A 17,122-nucleotide genomic window follows, 5' to 3' on the forward strand; every position below is an offset into this window, starting at 1 on the left:
GGAAGGCAGAGCGGTGAGCGAACCGACACAGCGCCCCCACAAGGACGCGCAGACCGTCAGGGACGGGGTGCAGGACCTGCTGCCCACCATCAGGGAGCGCGCCGAGGAGACCGAGCGCCTCCGGGTGGTGCCGGAGTCGAGCGTGAAGGAGCTGGAGGAGGTCGGCTTCTTCAAGCTCCTGCAGCCGGCCCGGTTCGGCGGGCTCGAGGCCGACCCGGTGGACTTCTACACCTGCGTACGCGACATCGCCTCCGCCTGCGGCTCGACGGGCTGGGTCTCCAGCGTCCTGGGCGTGCACCCCTGGCAGATCGCGCTCTTCGACGACGAGGCGCAGCAGGCGGTCTGGGGCGAGGACCCCGACACCCGGGTCTCCTCCTCCTATGCCCCGATGGGCAAGGCGGCTCTCGTCGACGGCGGCTTCCGGCTCTCCGGACGCTGGTCGTTCTCCTCCGGCTGCGCGCACGCCACGTGGGTGCTGCTCGGCGGCCTCGTCTTCAACGACGAGGGCCAGGTGGTCGACTTCCGTACGTTCCTGGTGCCCCGCGAGCGCTACGAGATCGTCGACGTCTGGAACGTCGTCGGCCTGGCCGGCACCGGCTCCAACGACATCGTGGTCGAGGACGTCTTCATCCCGGAGACCTTCACGCTCTCGATGGCCGAGACCGGGCGGTGCAAGGGCCCCGGGCAGGCGGTCAACACCGGCGACCTCTACAAGCTGCAGTTCCACTCGCTGTTCACCACCACGATCACCACGCCGATCATCGGCATGGCCCGCGGCGCCTACGACGAGCACGTCACCATGCAGCAGAACCGGGTGCGCGCCTCCTACGGCGAGAAGGCATCGCTCGACCCGTTCGCCGCGGTGCGCGTGGCGACCGCGTCCTCCGACATCGACGCCGCCTGGGCGCTGCTGGTGGGCAACATCCGCGAGCAGCAGGCCTACGTCGCGCGCGGCGAGAAGATCCCGATCTCCCAGCGGCTGCGGATCCGGCGTGACCAGGTCCTCGGTACGCAGCGGGCGATCGATGCGATCGACCTGCTCTTCGAGGCTTCCGGCGGCCGGGCCCTGGCCAACGGCACCCCGCTCCAGCGCGCCTGGCGCGACGCCCACGCCGGCCGTGTCCACGCCGCCAACGACCCCGAGCGCGCGCTGCAGATGTACGGCGCCTCCGAGTTCGGGCACAAGGTCGACCCGGGGATGTACTGATGGCACTGGTGAAAGAGGACGTCGCTCATGACGTCGCGATCAAGACCGAGGCCGCCGGCGAGATCTCGCTGCGCTACTACGACCTGGGTTCAGATGGGGATGACCGGCTGCCGCTGGTGATGCTTCACGGCGGGGGTCCCGGGGCCTCGTCGTGGTCCAACTTCGGCTCGGCGCTGGAGGGCTTCGCGGCCGACTTCCGCACGATCCTGGTCGACCAGCCGGGGTTCGGCGCCTCCGACAAGCCGGAGGTGGTGGGCAACTACTACCGCTTCGCCGGCGACGCGGTGATCGCGCTGCTCGACGAGCTGGGCCTGAAGAAGGTGCACCTGCTCGGCAACTCGCTCGGCGGCGGCACCGCGATGCGGATCGCGCTGACCTACCCGGACCGGGTCGGCCGGCTGGTGCTGATGGGGCCGGGCGGGCTCTCGCTCAACCTCTTCCACGCCGATCCCACCGAGGGCGTACAACGCCTGATGGACTTCTCCGGCGACCCCACGCGGGAGGCGCTCAAGGCGTTCATCTCGACCATGGTCGTCAACCAGAAGCTGGTCACCGACGAGCTGGTCGAGGAGCGGTTCGCGGACGCGACCGCGCCCGGCGCGCGAGAGGCGATGGCGTCGATGGGGTGGTCGTTCTACAACCCCGAGACCGCCGAGGACGGCATGCTCTGGCGCGAGGCCCACCAGCTCAAGCACCACACCCTGCTCACCTGGGGGCGCGAGGACCGGGTCAACCCGCTCGACGGCGCGTTCCCCGCCCTGAAGCTGATCCCCAAGGCACAGCTGCATGTCTTCCCGCGCTGTGGGCACTGGGCACAGATCGAGGCCGCCGACGAGTTCCGCGAGATCGCAGTCTCGTTCTTGAAGAGGCACAGGGAGCGTACTGCCGAGGAGAAGCGATGAGCATCGACATCAAGTCCATGGGCTACGTACGCGTCACCAGCACCGACCTGGAGGCGTGGCGTACGTTCGCGGAGAAGGTCCTCGGCCTCGTGACGGCCAAGGGGCCGGACCCGGAGCACCTCTACTACCGCATCGACGAGGTCTCGGCGCGCCTGGTGATCGAGCCGGGCGAGGTGGACCAGCTCGGCTGCGTCGGCTGGGAGGTCGCCGATCACACCGCCCTGGCGGAGGCCCGCGAGCACCTGGAGAAGTCCGGTGTCGAGGTCGAGGAGGGCACGCCCGAGGAGCTCGCCGAGCGCCGGGTGCAGGAGATGCTGCGCTTCCGCGACCCCTTCGACAACGTCTTCGAGCTCTTCCACGGCATCACCTACGAGCGGCGCCCCGCGGTCTCGCCCTACGGCCACACCTTCGTGACCGGGGACCAGGGGATGGGCCACGTGGTGATCCCGGTCAGCGACGACGTCGAGGCACTGGAGTTCTACCGCGACACGCTCGGGTTCCGGCTGCGCGACTCGATGAGCATGCCCGGCGAGTTCGCCGGCAAGGAGCCCGGCACCAAGATCTGGCTGCGCTTCCTCGGGATCAACCCGCGCCACCACTCGCTGGCTTTCCTGCCGTTCCCCAACGACTCCAAGTGCGTGCACATCATGCTCGAGGTCGACAAGCTCGACGACGTCGGCCGGGCGCTGGAGCGGGTCAAGAAGTACGGCGCGAAGCTGTCGGCGACGCTCGGGCGGCACATGAACGACGAGATGGTCTCGTTCTACGTGAAGTCCCCGGGCGGTTTCGACATCGAGTTCGGCACCGAGGGGCTGCAGGTCGACGACCAGAAGTGGGTCGCCCGGGAGTCCACGGCCGTCTCGTACTGGGGTCACGACTTCGGCGTAGGCCAGTGATCGGGTATGCGTATAGAGGTGCCTGACGGGATGTCTCCCGATGCCGCCGAGAGCTGGCCGCATCCGGAGCTGATCGAGTCCTTCCACGGTCGCTTCGACTTCGAGGCGCCACCGTCTCCTCCGGAGACCCCTGCCGACGCGGAGGCCGATGCCCGGTTCCGTACGGTGCTGGGCCGGTTCGCCTCCGGGGTCACCGTGATCACGGCGCAGACCGCGGAAGGACCGGTGGGGATGACCTGCCAGTCGTTTTCGTCGGTGTCGCTGCGGCCGCCGCTGATCCTGTTCGCGCCCACGAAGTCCTCGCGGGCCTGGGCCCGGATCCGTCGGGCCGGGCACTTCTCGGTGAACATCCTCGCCGCGGACCAGGAGGCGGTCTCGAACCAGTTCGCCTCCCGGGCCGCCGACAAGTACGCCGACATCTCCTGGACGCCCTCGGCCCACCACGGCGACCCGCACCTCTCCGGTGCCGTCGGCTACCTCGACTGTGCCGTCCACTCGGTCCACGAGGAGGGCGACCACTACCTCGTCGTCGGCCGCGTCCTCGATCTCGAGGAGGGCCCCGCCACCGAGCCCCTGCTCTTCTTCCGCAGCAACTACCGCGAGCTGGGCTGAGGCGGGTCTCTCAGGGGAGCTCGTCGAGGCGGCGGATGGCGTCGGCCTCGTCGGGGTCGGGGGTGGTCTCGTCGAGGAACGCCCGGGCCACCTCGACGGCGACGTCCGGGGCGAGGCGCTTGAGGCTCAACGCCAGGACGTTGGCGTCGTTCCACAGCCGGGCGCCGCGGGCGATCCAGGGCTCCCACGCCAACGCGGCGCGGACGCCCGGGACCTTGTTGGCGGCGATCGCCGTCCCGGTGCCGGTCCAGCACATCACCACGCCGACGTCGGCGCGGCCCTCGACGACCGCCCGGCCGATGCCGGCGCCGAGGTCGGGCCAGGAGTCGGTGTCGACGACCTCGACCTCACCGCGCCCCCGCAGCTCGGCGAGCACGGCTCGGGTCGTCTCGTTCTCGTCATCGGCTCCGAAGGCGATCCGCATGGTGTCGAACCTACCGCCGTCCTCAGGCGTGCGTGGCCGGTCCGCCGGGTCCGGTCAGCTTCGCGCTGGGCTGGTCCTTGAGGCTGGTGGTGAGCTCCCAGGTGCGCTCGTAGCCGGTGTGGGCGATGCGCCAGCCCTGCGGCGTACGCACGTAGCGGTCCTCGTAGAAGGCGGCGCCCTCGAGGGCGAACGCGAAGGCGGGGGCGAAGACCTTGTCGTAGAGGTACCAGCGGCCGGAGGCCTCATCGCCGTCGACCGTGATCTCGGGGTGGTGCAGGTGGTGCATCGTGATGATCTCGGCGGGCAGGTTGGTGCGCATGTAGTCGACCAGCTCGCCCGGAGTGCCGAAGGAGAGGCCGGCGTAGTCGGCGGTGGCGTCGTCGCTGAAGCAGGTGGCGAACTCGTCCCACTGCTTGGTGTCGAGGAGGCGTACGTAGCGGAACTTGAGCTGCTCGATCTCCCTGATGTCACTCATGGACCGATCATAGTAGAACGTGTTCTATAAATGGGCCGGTCGTGGGCTGACGTTCGGCCACCGGTCGGCCATAGGTCACGACGTGGACCGCCGTCGAGGTGCAGGATCGCGGTGTGGACGGGATGGTCGAGCTGCGCGAGCGGCGCGCGGCGCTGTTGGCGAACCGCCGCCTGACCTGGGTCTTCGGTGCCGACGACCCGGAGGCGGTGATGCGAGAGGTGCGGGCCGGTGACCTCCGGCTGCGCGTGCACGCCCCGCTAGCTCCTGCGACCTCCGTCGCTGGCCGGCCGATCGTGCTGGCCTTCCACGGCGGCGGCTGGTGCTGGGGGTCGCCGGAGCAGTCCCGCTGGATGGCCGGGCGGATCGCGGCCCGCACGGGTGCCGTGGTCGTCGCGCCGGCCTATCGGCTGGCGCCGGAGCACCCCTATCCGGCGGCGGTCGAGGACTGCTGGACGGCGCTGAGCTGGGTGGTCGCCCATGCCGCCGACCTCGGCGGCGACGCCGACCGGATCGCGGTGATGGGCGACAGTGCCGGCGGCACGCTCGCCGCCGTCGTGGCCCTGCGCGCCCGTGACGAGGGCGCGCCCCGGATCCGCGGCCAGGTGCTCATCTATCCGGTCGTCGACCTCGTCGGCCTGCGCGGGCCCGGGCTCGGCGGGATCGTCGAGCACTATCTCGGCGGTGACGCGTCGCGCGCGGAGGAGTGGGCGGCCTCGCCGCTGCGGGCGGCCTCCCATGCCGACCTGCCCCCGGCACTCGTCCTCACCGCTCGGTTCGATCCGCTACGCCGGCATGCCGAGCGCTACGCCGGGGTGCTGCGTACGGCCGGGGTGGACGTCACCATGCACTGCCCGACCCTGGCGACCCATGCCTACCTCACCCTGCCCGGGATCTCACCCGCGTCGCGCGCCGGCCTGGCCCGCGTGGTGACCTTCCTTGACCAGGTGCTGGCCAGTCGATAACGCCGACCCGGCGCATCTGTCCCACCTGAGGATGTCGAGTCGGCGCATCTGTCTCGCGTGAGCGTGCCGAGTCGGCGCAACTGCTCCACGAGTCCGGGACATTTGCGCCGAGTGGGCGCCGAAATCTGGGACATTCGCGCCGACTCGGCGATGGCTGACGGGACAGTTGCGCCGAGTCGGCGGTTGGTCAGGTCAGATTCAGGCGGGCGGCTAGCTTGTCGAGGTAGGTGAGTACGCCTGCGGGTTCCGTGTCGGGGACGCCCCAGATCAGCTCGTCGGCGACGGACCACTCGGTGAGGTCCTCCGGGGTCGGCTTCTTGGCGACGAGCACCCGGACCTCGGGTTTGCCCTCGCGGCCGGCCGACTCCCACTCGTCCTGGAGGGTCTTGACCTTGTCGCCGATGCCGGCCTCGGTCGGTGTCGACATCCAACCCTCGGCGTTGCGGGCGATCCAGCGCAGCGTCTTGGGTCCGCCGCCGGCGCCGACGATCGTCGGGATCCGGCCCTGCGGCGGCTTCGGGTAGGCCCAGGAAGGGCCGAAGGAGACGAACTCGCCGTCGTAGGCGGCCTCCTCCTCGGTCCACAACGCACGCATGGCCTCGAGATACTCCTTCAGTGCGGTGCGCTTGCGGTCGCCGGGGATGCCGTGGTCGGCGAGCTCGTCGGTGTTCCAGCCGAACCCGACGCCCAGCGAGACCCGGCCGCCGGAGAGGTGGTCGAGGGTCGCGATCGCCTTGGCCAGCGTGATCGGGTCGGACTCGACCGGCAGCGCGACCGCGGTCGACAGCCCGATCCGCGAGGTCACCGCGGCGCAGGTCCCGAGCGTCACCCAGGGGTCGAGCGTACGCAGGTAGCGGTCGTCGGGGAGCTCGGTGCCGCCGGTGGGGTGCAGGGCGTCGCGGCGCACCGGGATGTGGGTGTGCTCGGGCACGTAGAACGTGTCGAAGCCGCGCTCCTCGGCGGCGGAGGCGAGCTCGGCGGGCGCGATGCCGCGGTCCGAGGTGAACAGGACGATGCCGTGGCGCATGACACAACAGTAGAACGTGTTCTAGTCTTTCCGGAAGGGATCACCGGGAGAGAGAAGCGAACATGGAAGCCGACTACATCGTCGTAGGAGCCGGGAGTGCGGGGTGTGCCACCGCCCGCAGGCTGGCCGAGAGCGGTGCCAGCGTGATCGTGATCGAGGCGGGCACCAAGGACACCGCCTTCGGGATCAAGAACCTCCTCGAGCTCCCCGGCGCTGTCGCCGCGATGCTCTCCACGCCGCAGCTCAAGAAGCTGGTCGACTGGGGCTACAAGTCGGTGCCGCAGAGCGCCGCCCTCGACCGGGTCATCCCGATGACGCGCGGCAAGGTGCTGGGTGGCTCCTCCTCGATCAACGGCATGCTCTGGGTGCGCGGCAACCGCCAGAACTTCGACGACTGGGCGGCCGACGGTGCGACCGGCTGGTCCTACGACGACGTGCTGCCCGCGTTCAAGCGGATGGAGGACTTCGAAGGTGGCGCCGATGAGTTCCGCGGCGAGGGCGGACCGGTGAAGGTGCGCTACCAGAAGGACCTCACCCCGGCCGCGCAGACCTGGATCGACGAGGCGCCCAAGCGGCTCGGGGTCAGCGCGCTCGACGACTACAACGGCAAGGAGCAGGAGGGCGTCGGCGTCGTCCAGCTCTCTGCGTCCGAGGGACGCAGATACTCCGCCTCGAAGGCCTATCTGCGCGACGAGCCCCTGGACAACCTGCTGATCCTGACCAAGGCCCAGGTCACCCGGGTGCGGATCGAGGGCTCACGCGCGACCGGCGTCGAGGTGGTCGGCGCCGACGGGGAGAAGCAGACGATCCGCGCGACCCGCGAGGTCATCGTGTCAGCCGGCGTCTACGGCTCGCCGCACCTGCTGATGCTCTCCGGAATAGGCCATTCCGCCCACCTCCGCGAGCATGGCATCGAGGTCCACGCCGATCTCCCGGTCGGCGACAACTTCCACGACCACCTCTTCGTGCCGGTCTCCTTCCGGATGGACTCGGCGCTGCGGCGGCCGACGCCCGCCTACTTCGCCGCCGGCTTCGCGAAGTCGCGGCTCACCCGCAAGGGCTGGGCGGCCGGGTCGCAGTTCGAGGCCTTCGGCTTCGTACGCAGCGCCCTGGCCGGCCAGGTCCCCGACCTGCAGCTACACGTCCTCTACTGGGTCTACCCGTTCCCGAACCAGGACGGCGAGAAGGCGATCCGGCCGCCGACGAGCAAGCCCGGCCTGTGCATCCTGCCGACGCTGATCTATCCCGAGAGCCGCGGCACCGTACGCCTGGCCAGCGCCGACCCGTTCGCGCACCCGCTGCTCGACCCGGCCTACCTGACGTCGGGCAAGGACACCGAGGTGCTCCTGGACGGGATCGCGAAGGTGCGCGAGATGATGGTCGGACTCGGTGACAACCAGGGTGAGATCTCGCCAGGCCCGGACCACGCCGGCGCGGAAGCCACCCGCGAGCTGCTGCCCAACATCGTGCACAGCGTCTACCACGGCGTCGGCACCTGCCGGATGGGCTCGGACGAGCGCGCGGTCGTCGACCCGTCGCTGCGGGTGCTGGGCATCGACGGCCTGCGGGTCGCAGACGCGAGCGTGATGCCCTCGATCACCGGTGGCAACACCAACGCGCCCTCGATCATGATCGGGGAGCGCGCCGCCGACCTGATCCTGAGCGCCTAGGAGGCCCTGCACATGTCTGATCTGCTGCTGAGCGAGGACCGCGACCGCGTCCGTACGCTGACCCTCGACCGACCCGACCAGCTCAACGCCTTCAACCAAGCGCTCTACGTCGCCCTCGCCGAGGCGTTGCGCGCCGCCGACGAGGACCCGGAGGTGGCGGTCGTGCTGCTCACCGGGACCGGACGGGCCTTCTCCGCCGGCACCGACCTCCTGGAGATGAAGGAGACCGCCTCGAGTGCCGGCGAGGATGCCGGTGACGGCGCACCGCACGGGTTCATCGAGCTGCTCGACTCCCTGGTGGCGTTCTCGAAGCCGCTGGTCGTCGCGGTCAACGGGCTCGGGCTCGGCATCGGCGCGACCCTCCTCGGCTACGCCGACCTAGGCTTCGCCTCCACCGCGGCGAGGTTCAAGACGCCGTTCACCACGCTCGGCGTCGCCCCGGAGGCGGCCTCCAGCTTCCTCTTCCCGCGGCTGATCGGGCGCCAGAACGCCGCCTGGATGCTGATGTCGGGGGAGTGGGTGAGCGCTGAGGAGGCCCAGCAGATGGGACTCGTGTGGCGGGTCACCGACCCCGACGAGCTCCTCGACACCGCCTGGGACCACGCCGCCACGCTCGCCGCGCGGCCGATCAGCAGCCTGGTCGCGGTCAAGGAGACCATGACCGCATCGCTGCGTCAGGGGATCGAGGCGGCCCGTGAGCTCGAGAACGCCAAGTTCGCCGAGCTGCTCGGTGGCCCCGCCAACATCGAGGCGCTCGTCGCCTTCGCCGAGGGGCGCAAGCCCGACTTCACGAAGCTTCCGCCGGGGGCCTGAGCGGGCTCAGCGGTGCGAGCGGGGTCGGTGGTCGAAGCTTCCGTAGCGGTCGCGGCCGTCGAGATGGTACTCACGCTCCATCTCGGTGAGGTCGTGCTCGATCTGGCGGCCGCGGCGGCGGTCGAGGAAGGCGGCGATCAGCATCAGGACGGTCCAGAACACGATCATCCCGATCGTGACCGCGATGACTGCGCTGTTCATGGGGATCAGCTCCTCTGTGGTGGGTCGATCTTCTCGTGGCCGGGCCCGCCCGGACCGGGCTCGGCGCTGAGCATGATGTGGTCGACGATCTCGAGCCCGGTGTCGTGCTCCCGGACGACCTCGAGGACCGTGGCCCGCCGCTCCTCGGAGGCGACTTCGCCGGAGACGACGAGATGGTCGCCGCGTACCTGGACCCGGATGCCGAGCTCGTTGGTGCGTGGGTCGGTCGCGATATCGCGCTCCAGATCTCGTGCCAGCTGTTCGTTCATGCCGACCTCCTGGGGACGACGTCGTAGACGCGGAACGCTGCCTGGATGACGGGCTGGGCGACGTTGCGTACGGGGACCCCGGCCGGGGTGAGGCCCTTCTCTCGCCCGGCGTGGGCGTGGCCGTGGAGGGCCAGGTCGACGCCGGTCTCGTCGATCGCCTCGCCGAGCCGGTAGTTGCCGAGGAACGGCCAGATCTCCTTCGGCTCCCCGACCAGGGTCTCGTCGACGGGAGCGAAGTGGGACAGCGCGACGGTCACGTCAGGCTCGTCGCCGAGGTCGTCGAGGGCTTTGCGCAGCACGTCCGCGGTCTCGATGCCGTGGCCCGTGAAGGCCTTCATCTGCGGCTCTCCGAAGTCGGCCGCGGAGCGGCCGAGGAAGCCGAGACAGAAACCCTTGACCCCGGCGACGCCGAGCCGGCCGGCGTCCGTGTCGACGGTGGTCGAGGTGCCTTCGAGCACGGTCATCCCGCGGTCCTCCAGCAGCCGGGTGATGTCCCGCTCGGCTCCGGAGTGGTAGTCGTGGTTGCCGAGCACGACGAGGACGGGCACGTCGGCGACGCCGAACTCGTCGGCGAACGCCTCGGCCTCCTCGAGCGTCCCGTGCTGGGTGAGGTCGCCGGCGACGAGCAGCGCGTCGGCCTCCCCGGAGATCCCCTCGAGCAGCGGTGCATAGCGTCCTCGCAGATCGTCAGCGAGATGTACGTCGCCCACGGCTGCCACACGAATCGGGTCAGGCATCGTCCCCTCCCAGGATGCTTCTGTCCGTGACGGCGAGCGAGTCCAGCAGGCCGAGTGCGGCCTGCGCGAACGGGCTCCGCTTCGCCTCCTGTCGCACCAGCTGCCAGTCGATCTGCTCGCGCAGCGCCCGGGCGCTGCCGACGATCGGCGAGAGGTCGCAGGCGTGCTCGCTGAGAGCGAGCATGCGCGAGACGACCAGGTCCGTCGCCGACATGACGGGCATGGTCACCGAGTCCACGGGCAGCTCGGTGCACCGCATCAGCAGCTCCTCGTCGACCGGGCCGGTCGGGAGCCGGTGGATCAGGTCGACGACCACGGTGTCGCGGCCGACCTTGACCAGCCAGTCCTCGGGGGCGGCGACCCGATCCATCCCGTTCTCGACCAGCTTCTGCACGGCCTCCTCGACGCAGTCCTGAGGGAGGACGAAGTCGACGTCGTGGGTGCTCTCCGGGCCGCCACGGGTCCAGACCGCGTACCCGCCCGCCAGCGCGAACGGGATCTCGGCGGCCTTCAACGTCGCGCCCACCCGCTTGAGTACGTCGCGTTGTCGCTGAAGCTCCTCGCCCAGCACGTCAGTTCTCGGCATAGAGGTGCGGTACCCCGAATCGGCTCTGCTCACCCCTTGCCCAAAATAAGAACGTGTTCTAATCTGGACACGTGTCCAGCGCAACGAGCACCCGACAGGCGGAGACGGTCGAGCGACTGTTCTCCGCCGGCCTGCAGGAGCTGCGCGAGGTCGGGCACGAGGCGCTGACCATCCGTTCGGTCGCCGCGCGGGCCGGAGTCTCCTCGGCGACGGCCTACACCTACCTCGCCTCCAAGAGCCGCCTCTTCGCCGAGCTCTTCTGGCGCCACCTCACCCACGTCTCGTCGACCACGGCGACCGGTTCCCGCGTGGAGCGGGTGCAGGAGGCCGTACGCAGCCTGACCACGAGGATCGCCGAGGAGCCGGCGCTCGCGGCCGCGGTCACCCCGGCGCTGCTGGGCAGCGATGCCGATGTCGAGCGCCTCCGGCTGCGGATCGGCGGCGAGTTCGCCGCCCGGTTCGAGGCGGCGCTCGGCGAGGGGGCCGAGGATGCGGTGCGCGAAGCGCTGCTGCTCGCCTTCTCGGGCGCGCTGCTGCAGGCGGGCATGGGCCTGATGACCTACGACGAGATGGCCGACCGGCTCGCGCCGGTCGTCGCTGTGATCGTCGACAAGCCGTCGAATCGAGCCTGTCGAGATGAGTGAGATGACGAGCACCGCCACCGAGATCTTCGACCCCTACGACTACGACTTCCACGAGGACCCCTACCCGGTCTACGCCCGGCTGCGGGAGGAGGCGCCGCTCTACTACAACGCCTCCGACGACTTCTGGGCGCTCTCCCGGCACGCCGACGTGCACGCCGCGATCAAGGACGACGTGGCCTTCTCCAACCGGATGGGGGTCTCGCTCGACGCCAGCGCCTGGAACGCCGACGCCCACCGGGTGATGTCCTTCCTCGCCCTGGACGGCAGGGAGCAGACGAGGCTGCGCAAGCTGGTCTCGGCCGGGTTCACGCCGCGCCGGGTCCGCGAGCTGACGCCGCAGATCCAGGCGCTGGCCGACCACTACCTCGACGCGCTGACCACGTCCTCCGCGGACGCGGGGGACGCCGGGGACGCCGGGGAGGTGGACTGGATCGCGGAGCTCGCCGGCAAGCTCCCCATGGACGTCATCTCGGAGATGATGGGCGTCCCCGCCGCCGACCGCGACGAGGTGCGGCGGCTGGCCGACCTGGTGGTGCACCGGGAGGACGGCGTACGCGACGTGCCGGAGGCCGGGATGACGGCCGCGCTGGAGCTGATCGGCTACTACGCCGAGATGGTCGCGCAGCGGCGCAAGCAGCCGAGCGACGACCTCACCTCGGCGCTCCTCGAGGCCGAGGTCGACGGCGACCGCCTCCTCGACCACGAGGTGATCGCGTTCCTGTTCCTGATGGTCGTGGCCGGCAACGAGACCACGACCAAGCTGCTCGGCAACGCGCTGTTCCACCTCGGCGCCCGTCCCGCCCAGCTCGCCGAGGTCTTCGCCGATCCCGACGACACCGCGCTGGTCGGCTCGTGGATCGAGGAGACCCTGCGCCACGACACCTCGAGCCAGATGCTCGCCCGCTACGTCGCCGAGGACGTCGAGCTCCACGGCCAGGTCGTCCCTGCCGGGTCGAAGCTGCTCGTCCTGCTCGGCTCGGCCAACCGCGACGAGCGGGTCTTCACCGCACCGGATGTCTTCGACATCCACCGCCCGCCCGAGGAGCTCGGCAGGATCATGAGCTTCGGCGTCGGCCGGCACTTCTGCCTCGGCGCCAACCTCGCCCGGCTCGAGGCCAAGGTCGTGCTGGCGGAGCTGGTGCGGCGTACGTCCGGCTTCGAGGTCCACGCCGAGCGTGCCGTCCGCGTTCACTCCACGAGCGTGCGCGGGTTCGCCGAGCTGCCCGTCACGTTCGCCTGGAGGGCTGTGTGATGAGCAAGTACGCACAACCCGACCGCCGCCCGGCGGTGATCACCGGCGCGTCCTCCGGGATCGGCGCGGAGACGGCGAGGGCGCTGGCCACGGCCGGGTTCCCGGTCGCGCTGGGCGCCCGGCGCCTTGACCGGGTCGAGGAGATCGCCGCCGCGATCCGGGCCGACGGGGGAGAGGCGGTCGCGCATCCCCTCGACGTGACCTCCGACGACTCGGTGGCCGAGTTCGCCGCGAAGGTGGCCGCCGACCTGGGCGATGTCGAGGTCCTGGTCAGCAACGCCGGCGTCACCCACCCGGGCGCGACCGTCGAGGTCCCCACCGAGACCTTCGCCGGTCAGGTCGACGTCAACCTGCTCGGCGCCCACCGGGTCCTGCGGGCCTTCGGGCCCGGGATGGTCGAGCGGCGCCGCGGCGACCTGGTCTTCCTCTCCTCCGACGTGGCGGTCAAGCCGCGACCGTTCATGGGCGCGTACGCCGCCTCGAAGTGGGGCCTGGAAGGCATGGTCGCCGCGCTCCAGATGGAGCTCGAGGGCACCGGGGTCAGGGCGTCCATCGTGCGGCCCGGCCCGACCCACTCCGACATCGGCAACGAGTGGCCCGCCGAGCTCGGCGGGTTCGTGCTCGAGCAGTGGGTCCGCTGGGGTCTGGCCCGGCACCCGCACTTCCTCAAGGCGCGCGCTCAGGCCGACGCGATCACGACGATCGTGACCGCTCCGCGCGGCGTCCACATCAGCACCATCGACGTCAACCCCGAAGCCCCTGTGGTTCCCGAAGGGCCCGGGGAGCGAAGCGACCGACGGGAGGCACCATGACGATCCCCACCGTCTCCACCGTCCTGGACGACCACGATCCGAGCGTGCCCGAGATCATCCGCGGCACCGGGCACCTGCCCGAGATGCGGGTCGACCCGATCTCGCTGTTCACCCGCGTCCGGGAGGAGTGCGGCGACCTCGGCCGCTTCCGCCTCGCCGACAAGGACGTCGTCCTGGTCACCGGGGCCGAGGCCAACGAGGCGTTCTTCCGGGCACCCGACGACGTGCTCGACCAGGCGGCTGCGTACCCGTTCATGACGCCGATCTTCGGCAAGGGCGTCGTCTTCGACGCCTCGCCCGAGGAGCGCCAGCAGATGCTGAAGAACCAGGCGCTGCGCGGCGACATGATGCGCGGCCACGCGCAGACGATCGAGGCCGAGATCCGCCGGATGATCGCCGGCTGGGGCGAGGAGGGGGAGATCGACCTGCTCGACTTCTTCGCCGAGCTGACCATCTACACGACCTCGGCGTGCCTGGTCGGGAAGCCGTTCCGCGAGGAGCTCGACTCCTCGTTCGCCCAGCACTACCACGAGCTCGAGCACGGCACGGACGCGATCGCGTACGTCGACGCCTACGCCGACATCGAGAACTTCCGGATGCGCGACGCCGCCCGCGAGCGGCTGGTCGCACTGGTCCAGGCGATCGCCGACAAGCGGGTCGCCCGCGGCAAGGTCCCGCGTGAGGAGCGCGACCTGCTCGACGTGCTGATCTCGATCGACATGGACACCGACACCATCACCGGGATCTTCATCTCGATGATGTTCGCCGGCCACCACACCTCGTCGGGCACGGCCTCCTGGGCGATGATCGAGCTGCTGCGGAACCCCGAGGTCATGGGCGATGTCGTCCACGAGCTCGACGAGCTGTACGCCGACGGCAGCGAGGTCTCCTTCCAGGCGCTGCGTTCCATCCCGGTGCTCGAGGCCGCGCTGAAGGAGACGCTGCGGCTGCACCCGCCGCTGATCATCCTGATGCGGCTGGTGCGCGAGGACTTCGAGCTGCTCGGCGAGACCATCCCGGCCGGCACGCTGCTCGCCGCCTCGCCGCGGGTCTCCAACCGGATCGAGGCCGACTTCCCGAAGGCCGAGGCCTTCGACCCGTCGCGCTACATCGACCCGCGCCAGGAGGACATGCAGAACCGGTGGACCTGGATCCCGTTCGGCGCCGGCAAGCACCGCTGCGTCGGCAACGCGTTCGCGATGATGCAGATGAAGGCGATCTTCTCGGTCATCCTGCGCGACTACTCGTTCGAGGCGGCGCAGCCGCTGGAGTCGTACGCCGACGACTTCACCAAGATGGTGATCCAGCTCCAGCAGCCCTGTCGGGTCCGCTATAGGAGGCGGTCGTGAAGCTGATCGCCGACCTGGGTCTGTGCCAGGGGCACCAGGAGTGTCTCGCCGAGGCACCGGACCTCTTCGGCTTCGACGAGGACCGCTACCAGGTCGTCGTACGCGTCACCGAACCGTCCGAGGAGCAGCTGCCCGTTGCACGTGCGGCCGTGAAGTACTGCCCCGCTTTCGCTCTCACCCTGGAGGACTGAATGCCTGACCTGAAACGCGCCGAGATCGAGGCGTTCTGGGCCGAATGGCTCAGCCTTAACCGTCAAGCAGAGGCTGAGGGTGATTGGGCGCCCCTGGCCGACGTGTATGCCGAGGACGCGACGTACGGCTGGATGTACACCCCCGACGAGCACTTCATGGCCGTGGGCCGCGACCAGATCCGGGAGTGGGCGCTCGGCACCGAGATGGCCGGGCTCGAGGGCTGGCACTACGACTACCAGGCGACGGTCATCGACGACGTCAACGCGATGGTGATCGGGTTCTGGCGGCAGCGGGCCGGGATCGTCGACGACGCGACCGGCGAGGAGTACGAGATCCTCGGCATCGGCGGCTCCTGGTTCGGGGTCGCCCCGCGGCCCGACGGCAACGGGCTGGAGTTCGCCTGGCAGCGCGACTGGTTCGACCTCGTCTCCACCGCGACCACCTTCCTCGACATCGTCAAGGCCAAGAAGGCGACCGCCGGGCTGCTGGAGCGGATGTCTCTCAACGGCATCGAGCAGCCCGGCCACTACCGCCTCGCCGACCTGCCCTCCACCGTCTGGCCGCCGCCCGTCGCGGCCGGGAACTTCGTGACCCAGGAGACCGTGTGACGAACCGGAACCCCACCAACCCGCCCGCCCAGCAGCTCGTCGACGGCAAGCTCGGCGCGGCCGCGTCCGGCGAGACGTACGCGATCCTCAACCCGGCCACCGGGCAGGAGATCGGGCGCGCGCCCGACTCGACGGCCCAGGACATGGACACCGCGATCGCCGCCGCGCGCCGGGCGTTCGACGAGACCGACTGGTCCACCGACGTGGCGTTCCGGGTCCGCTGCCTGCGTCAGCTGCACCAGGCGATCCTCGACAACGCCGACGCGCTGCGAGAGCTGACGACCGCCGAGGTAGGCGCCCCGGCGTTCCTGGTCGCCGGGCCGCAGTTCGACACCCCGGTCGACACGCTGCGGTGGACCATCGACCTGGCCGAGTCCTACGAGTGGTCGCGAGATCTGGGGGTCGGGGTCACGATGGGCATCTCCTCGCGCCGCACCGTGGGCAAGGAAGCTGTCGGGGTGGTCGCGGCGATCACTCCATGGAACTTCCCCAACCAGATCAACCTGGCCAAGATCGGCCCGGCCCTGGCCGCCGGCAACACCGTGATCCTCAAGCCCGCACCCGACACCCCGTGGCTGGCCGCGGAGCTCGGGCGCCTGGCCGCCGAGCACACCGACCTCCCTCCGGGGGTGTTCAACGTGGTCACCCCGCGCGACAACCGGGTGGCCGCGATGCTGGCCGAGGACCCTCGGGTCGACCTGGTCTCCTTCACCGGCTCCACGGCCACCGGCCGGGCCATCATGGCGGCTGCGGCGCCGAGCCTGAAGAAGGTCTTCCTCGAGCTCGGCGGCAAGTCCGCGGCGATCGTCCTCGACGACGCCGACGTGGCATCGGCCGCGTCGATGGCGGCCTTCTCGGTGGCCGTGCACGCAGGTCAGGGGTGTGCCCTGACGACCCGGCTGCTGGTGCCCCGGGCGTCCTACGACGCGGCCGTCGAGGCCGCCGCCGCGACCATGGCCTCGCTCGGCGCGGGCGACCCGGCCGAGCCCGGCACGATCTGCGGCCCGGTGATCTCCGCGGTCCAGCGCGACCGGATCCTCGGCTACCTCGCGCTCGCGGAGGAGGAGGGCGGCCGCTTCGCCACCGGCGGCACGCCTGTGGCTCAGGACGGCGACCTCGCCGGCGGCTTCTGGGTCGAGCCCACCGTCGTCGCCGGCCTCGACAACACCGCACGCGTCGCCCGCGAGGAGATCTTCGGTCCCGTCCTCACGGTCATCGCGCACGACGGCGACGACGACGCCGTCCGCATCGCCAACGACTCGCCCTACGGCCTCTCCGGCTCGGTCGAGTCCGGGTCGCTGGAGCGCGCGAAGTCGGTGGCCGCCCGGATCCGAACCGGCACGATCGGCGTCAACGGCGGCCAGTGGTTCGGCCCCGACGCCCCCTTCGGTGGCTACAAGCAGTCCGGCCTCGGCCGGGAGATGGGCGTCGAAGGCTTCGAGGAGTACCTGGAGACCAAGCTGATCGCGGAGCCGGCATGAGCA

At 70.3% G+C, this 17,122-nt stretch carries 21 protein-coding genes; 14 read left to right on the forward strand and 7 right to left on the reverse strand.

What is annotated here, in order from left to right:
• The first annotated feature begins 13 nt into the window (after positions 1-13).
• The 4 genes from hsaA to HD557_RS11980 are packed head-to-tail and all read left to right on the forward strand — an operon-like array spanning position 14 to position 3,617.
• Entirely contained in the window at positions 14-1,207 is a 1,194-nt protein-coding gene (gene hsaA / locus HD557_RS11965; RefSeq protein WP_307785602.1) for a 3-hydroxy-9,10-secoandrosta-1,3,5(10)-triene-9,17-dione monooxygenase oxygenase subunit, read from the forward strand.
• On the forward strand, positions 1,207-2,109 hold the full coding sequence (gene hsaD, locus HD557_RS11970; protein ID WP_196874043.1) for a 4,5:9,10-diseco-3-hydroxy-5,9,17-trioxoandrosta-1(10),2-diene-4-oate hydrolase: 903 nt from the start codon (positions 1,207-1,209) through the stop codon (positions 2,107-2,109). Before hsaA ends, hsaD begins: the two co-directional genes overlap by 1 nt.
• Positions 2,106-3,005 carry an iron-dependent extradiol dioxygenase HsaC gene (gene hsaC, locus HD557_RS11975; RefSeq protein WP_008360171.1) on the forward strand — a complete coding sequence of 300 codons (900 nt, stop codon included), beginning with the start codon at positions 2,106-2,108 and terminating at the stop codon, positions 3,003-3,005. The genes hsaD and hsaC overlap by 4 nt, the downstream gene beginning before the upstream one ends.
• 30 nt (positions 3,006-3,035) lie before the next feature.
• Entirely contained in the window at positions 3,036-3,617 is a 582-nt protein-coding gene (locus tag HD557_RS11980; protein WP_008360169.1) for a flavin reductase family protein, read from the forward strand.
• Positions 3,618-3,627: 10 nt separating this feature from the next.
• Here the strand turns inward: HD557_RS11980 and HD557_RS11985 are convergent, their stop codons facing one another.
• Both HD557_RS11985 and HD557_RS11990 read right to left on the reverse strand, forming a co-directional pair.
• The gene (locus HD557_RS11985) at positions 3,628-4,041 is read right to left on the reverse strand and encodes an RpiB/LacA/LacB family sugar-phosphate isomerase (protein WP_196874044.1); all 414 of its coding nucleotides are present in this window, start codon (positions 4,039-4,041) and stop codon (positions 3,628-3,630) included.
• A 22-nt stretch (positions 4,042-4,063) separates the two neighbouring features.
• Entirely contained in the window at positions 4,064-4,516 is a 453-nt protein-coding gene (locus tag HD557_RS11990) for a nuclear transport factor 2 family protein (protein WP_196874045.1), read from the reverse strand.
• Between the two features lie 122 nt (positions 4,517-4,638).
• On the opposite strand from HD557_RS11990, the gene HD557_RS11995 reads away from it, so the two are divergent.
• Entirely contained in the window at positions 4,639-5,478 is an 840-nt protein-coding gene (locus tag HD557_RS11995) for an alpha/beta hydrolase (protein WP_196876385.1), read from the forward strand.
• A 187-nt stretch (positions 5,479-5,665) separates the two neighbouring features.
• Here HD557_RS11995 and HD557_RS12000 read toward each other — a convergent pair whose 3' ends face one another.
• Positions 5,666-6,505, reverse strand: a complete 840-nt coding sequence (locus HD557_RS12000; protein WP_196874046.1) for an LLM class F420-dependent oxidoreductase — start codon at positions 6,503-6,505, stop codon at positions 5,666-5,668.
• 62 nt (positions 6,506-6,567) lie between these two features.
• Here HD557_RS12000 and HD557_RS12005 point away from each other — a divergent pair, with 62 nt between their 5' ends.
• Together HD557_RS12005 and HD557_RS12010 are read left to right on the forward strand one after the other, a co-directional pair.
• Positions 6,568-8,175: a GMC family oxidoreductase gene (locus tag HD557_RS12005; protein ID WP_196874047.1), complete on the forward strand. Its 1,608-nt coding sequence runs from the start codon at positions 6,568-6,570 to the stop codon at positions 8,173-8,175.
• Positions 8,176-8,187: 12 nt separating this feature from the next.
• Positions 8,188-8,988 carry an enoyl-CoA hydratase/isomerase family protein gene (locus HD557_RS12010; protein WP_196874048.1) on the forward strand — a complete coding sequence of 267 codons (801 nt, stop codon included), beginning with the start codon at positions 8,188-8,190 and terminating at the stop codon, positions 8,986-8,988.
• Between the two features lie 6 nt (positions 8,989-8,994).
• On the opposite strand, the gene HD557_RS12015 is transcribed toward HD557_RS12010, so the two are convergent.
• Genes HD557_RS12015 through HD557_RS12030 form a run of 4 tightly spaced genes read right to left on the reverse strand, consistent with a single transcriptional unit; the run spans position 8,995 to position 10,781 of the window.
• Entirely contained in the window at positions 8,995-9,189 is a 195-nt protein-coding gene (locus HD557_RS12015; protein WP_008360157.1) for a hypothetical protein, read from the reverse strand.
• 5 nt (positions 9,190-9,194) lie between these two features.
• Positions 9,195-9,458 carry a BON domain-containing protein gene (locus HD557_RS12020; RefSeq protein ID WP_008360156.1) on the reverse strand — a complete coding sequence of 88 codons (264 nt, stop codon included), beginning with the start codon at positions 9,456-9,458 and terminating at the stop codon, positions 9,195-9,197.
• The gene (locus HD557_RS12025) at positions 9,455-10,195 is read right to left on the reverse strand and encodes a metallophosphoesterase family protein (protein ID WP_196874049.1); all 741 of its coding nucleotides are present in this window, start codon (positions 10,193-10,195) and stop codon (positions 9,455-9,457) included. The genes HD557_RS12020 and HD557_RS12025 overlap by 4 nt, the downstream gene beginning before the upstream one ends.
• Positions 10,188-10,781: a nucleotidyltransferase gene (locus tag HD557_RS12030; RefSeq protein ID WP_196874050.1), complete on the reverse strand. Its 594-nt coding sequence runs from the start codon at positions 10,779-10,781 to the stop codon at positions 10,188-10,190. The genes HD557_RS12025 and HD557_RS12030 overlap by 8 nt, the downstream gene beginning before the upstream one ends.
• 71 nt (positions 10,782-10,852) lie before the next feature.
• On the opposite strand from HD557_RS12030, the gene HD557_RS12035 reads away from it, so the two are divergent.
• The 7 genes from HD557_RS12035 to HD557_RS12065 are packed head-to-tail and all read left to right on the forward strand — an operon-like array spanning position 10,853 to position 17,119.
• On the forward strand, positions 10,853-11,425 hold the full coding sequence (locus tag HD557_RS12035; RefSeq protein ID WP_008360153.1) for a TetR/AcrR family transcriptional regulator: 573 nt from the start codon (positions 10,853-10,855) through the stop codon (positions 11,423-11,425).
• Positions 11,418-12,677: a cytochrome P450 gene (locus HD557_RS12040; RefSeq protein ID WP_008360152.1), complete on the forward strand. Its 1,260-nt coding sequence runs from the start codon at positions 11,418-11,420 to the stop codon at positions 12,675-12,677. Before HD557_RS12035 ends, HD557_RS12040 begins: the two co-directional genes overlap by 8 nt.
• Positions 12,677-13,489: an SDR family oxidoreductase gene (locus HD557_RS12045; RefSeq protein WP_050800855.1), complete on the forward strand. Its 813-nt coding sequence runs from the start codon at positions 12,677-12,679 to the stop codon at positions 13,487-13,489. The genes HD557_RS12040 and HD557_RS12045 overlap by 1 nt, the downstream gene beginning before the upstream one ends.
• Positions 13,486-14,838: a cytochrome P450 gene (locus HD557_RS12050; protein ID WP_231380264.1), complete on the forward strand. Its 1,353-nt coding sequence runs from the start codon at positions 13,486-13,488 to the stop codon at positions 14,836-14,838. The genes HD557_RS12045 and HD557_RS12050 overlap by 4 nt, the downstream gene beginning before the upstream one ends.
• Positions 14,835-15,029, forward strand: coding sequence for a ferredoxin (locus tag HD557_RS12055; RefSeq protein WP_196874051.1), 195 nt, complete (start codon positions 14,835-14,837; stop codon positions 15,027-15,029). Before HD557_RS12050 ends, HD557_RS12055 begins: the two co-directional genes overlap by 4 nt.
• Positions 15,030-15,638, forward strand: a complete 609-nt coding sequence (locus HD557_RS12060) for a nuclear transport factor 2 family protein (RefSeq protein ID WP_196874052.1) — start codon at positions 15,030-15,032, stop codon at positions 15,636-15,638.
• Positions 15,635-17,119, forward strand: coding sequence for an aldehyde dehydrogenase (locus HD557_RS12065; RefSeq protein WP_196874053.1), 1,485 nt, complete (start codon positions 15,635-15,637; stop codon positions 17,117-17,119). The genes HD557_RS12060 and HD557_RS12065 overlap by 4 nt, the downstream gene beginning before the upstream one ends.
• Positions 17,120-17,122 lie beyond the last annotated feature (3 nt).

The organism is Nocardioides luteus (assembly GCF_015752315.1).
Lineage (GTDB): Bacteria > Actinomycetota > Actinomycetes > Propionibacteriales > Nocardioidaceae > Nocardioides.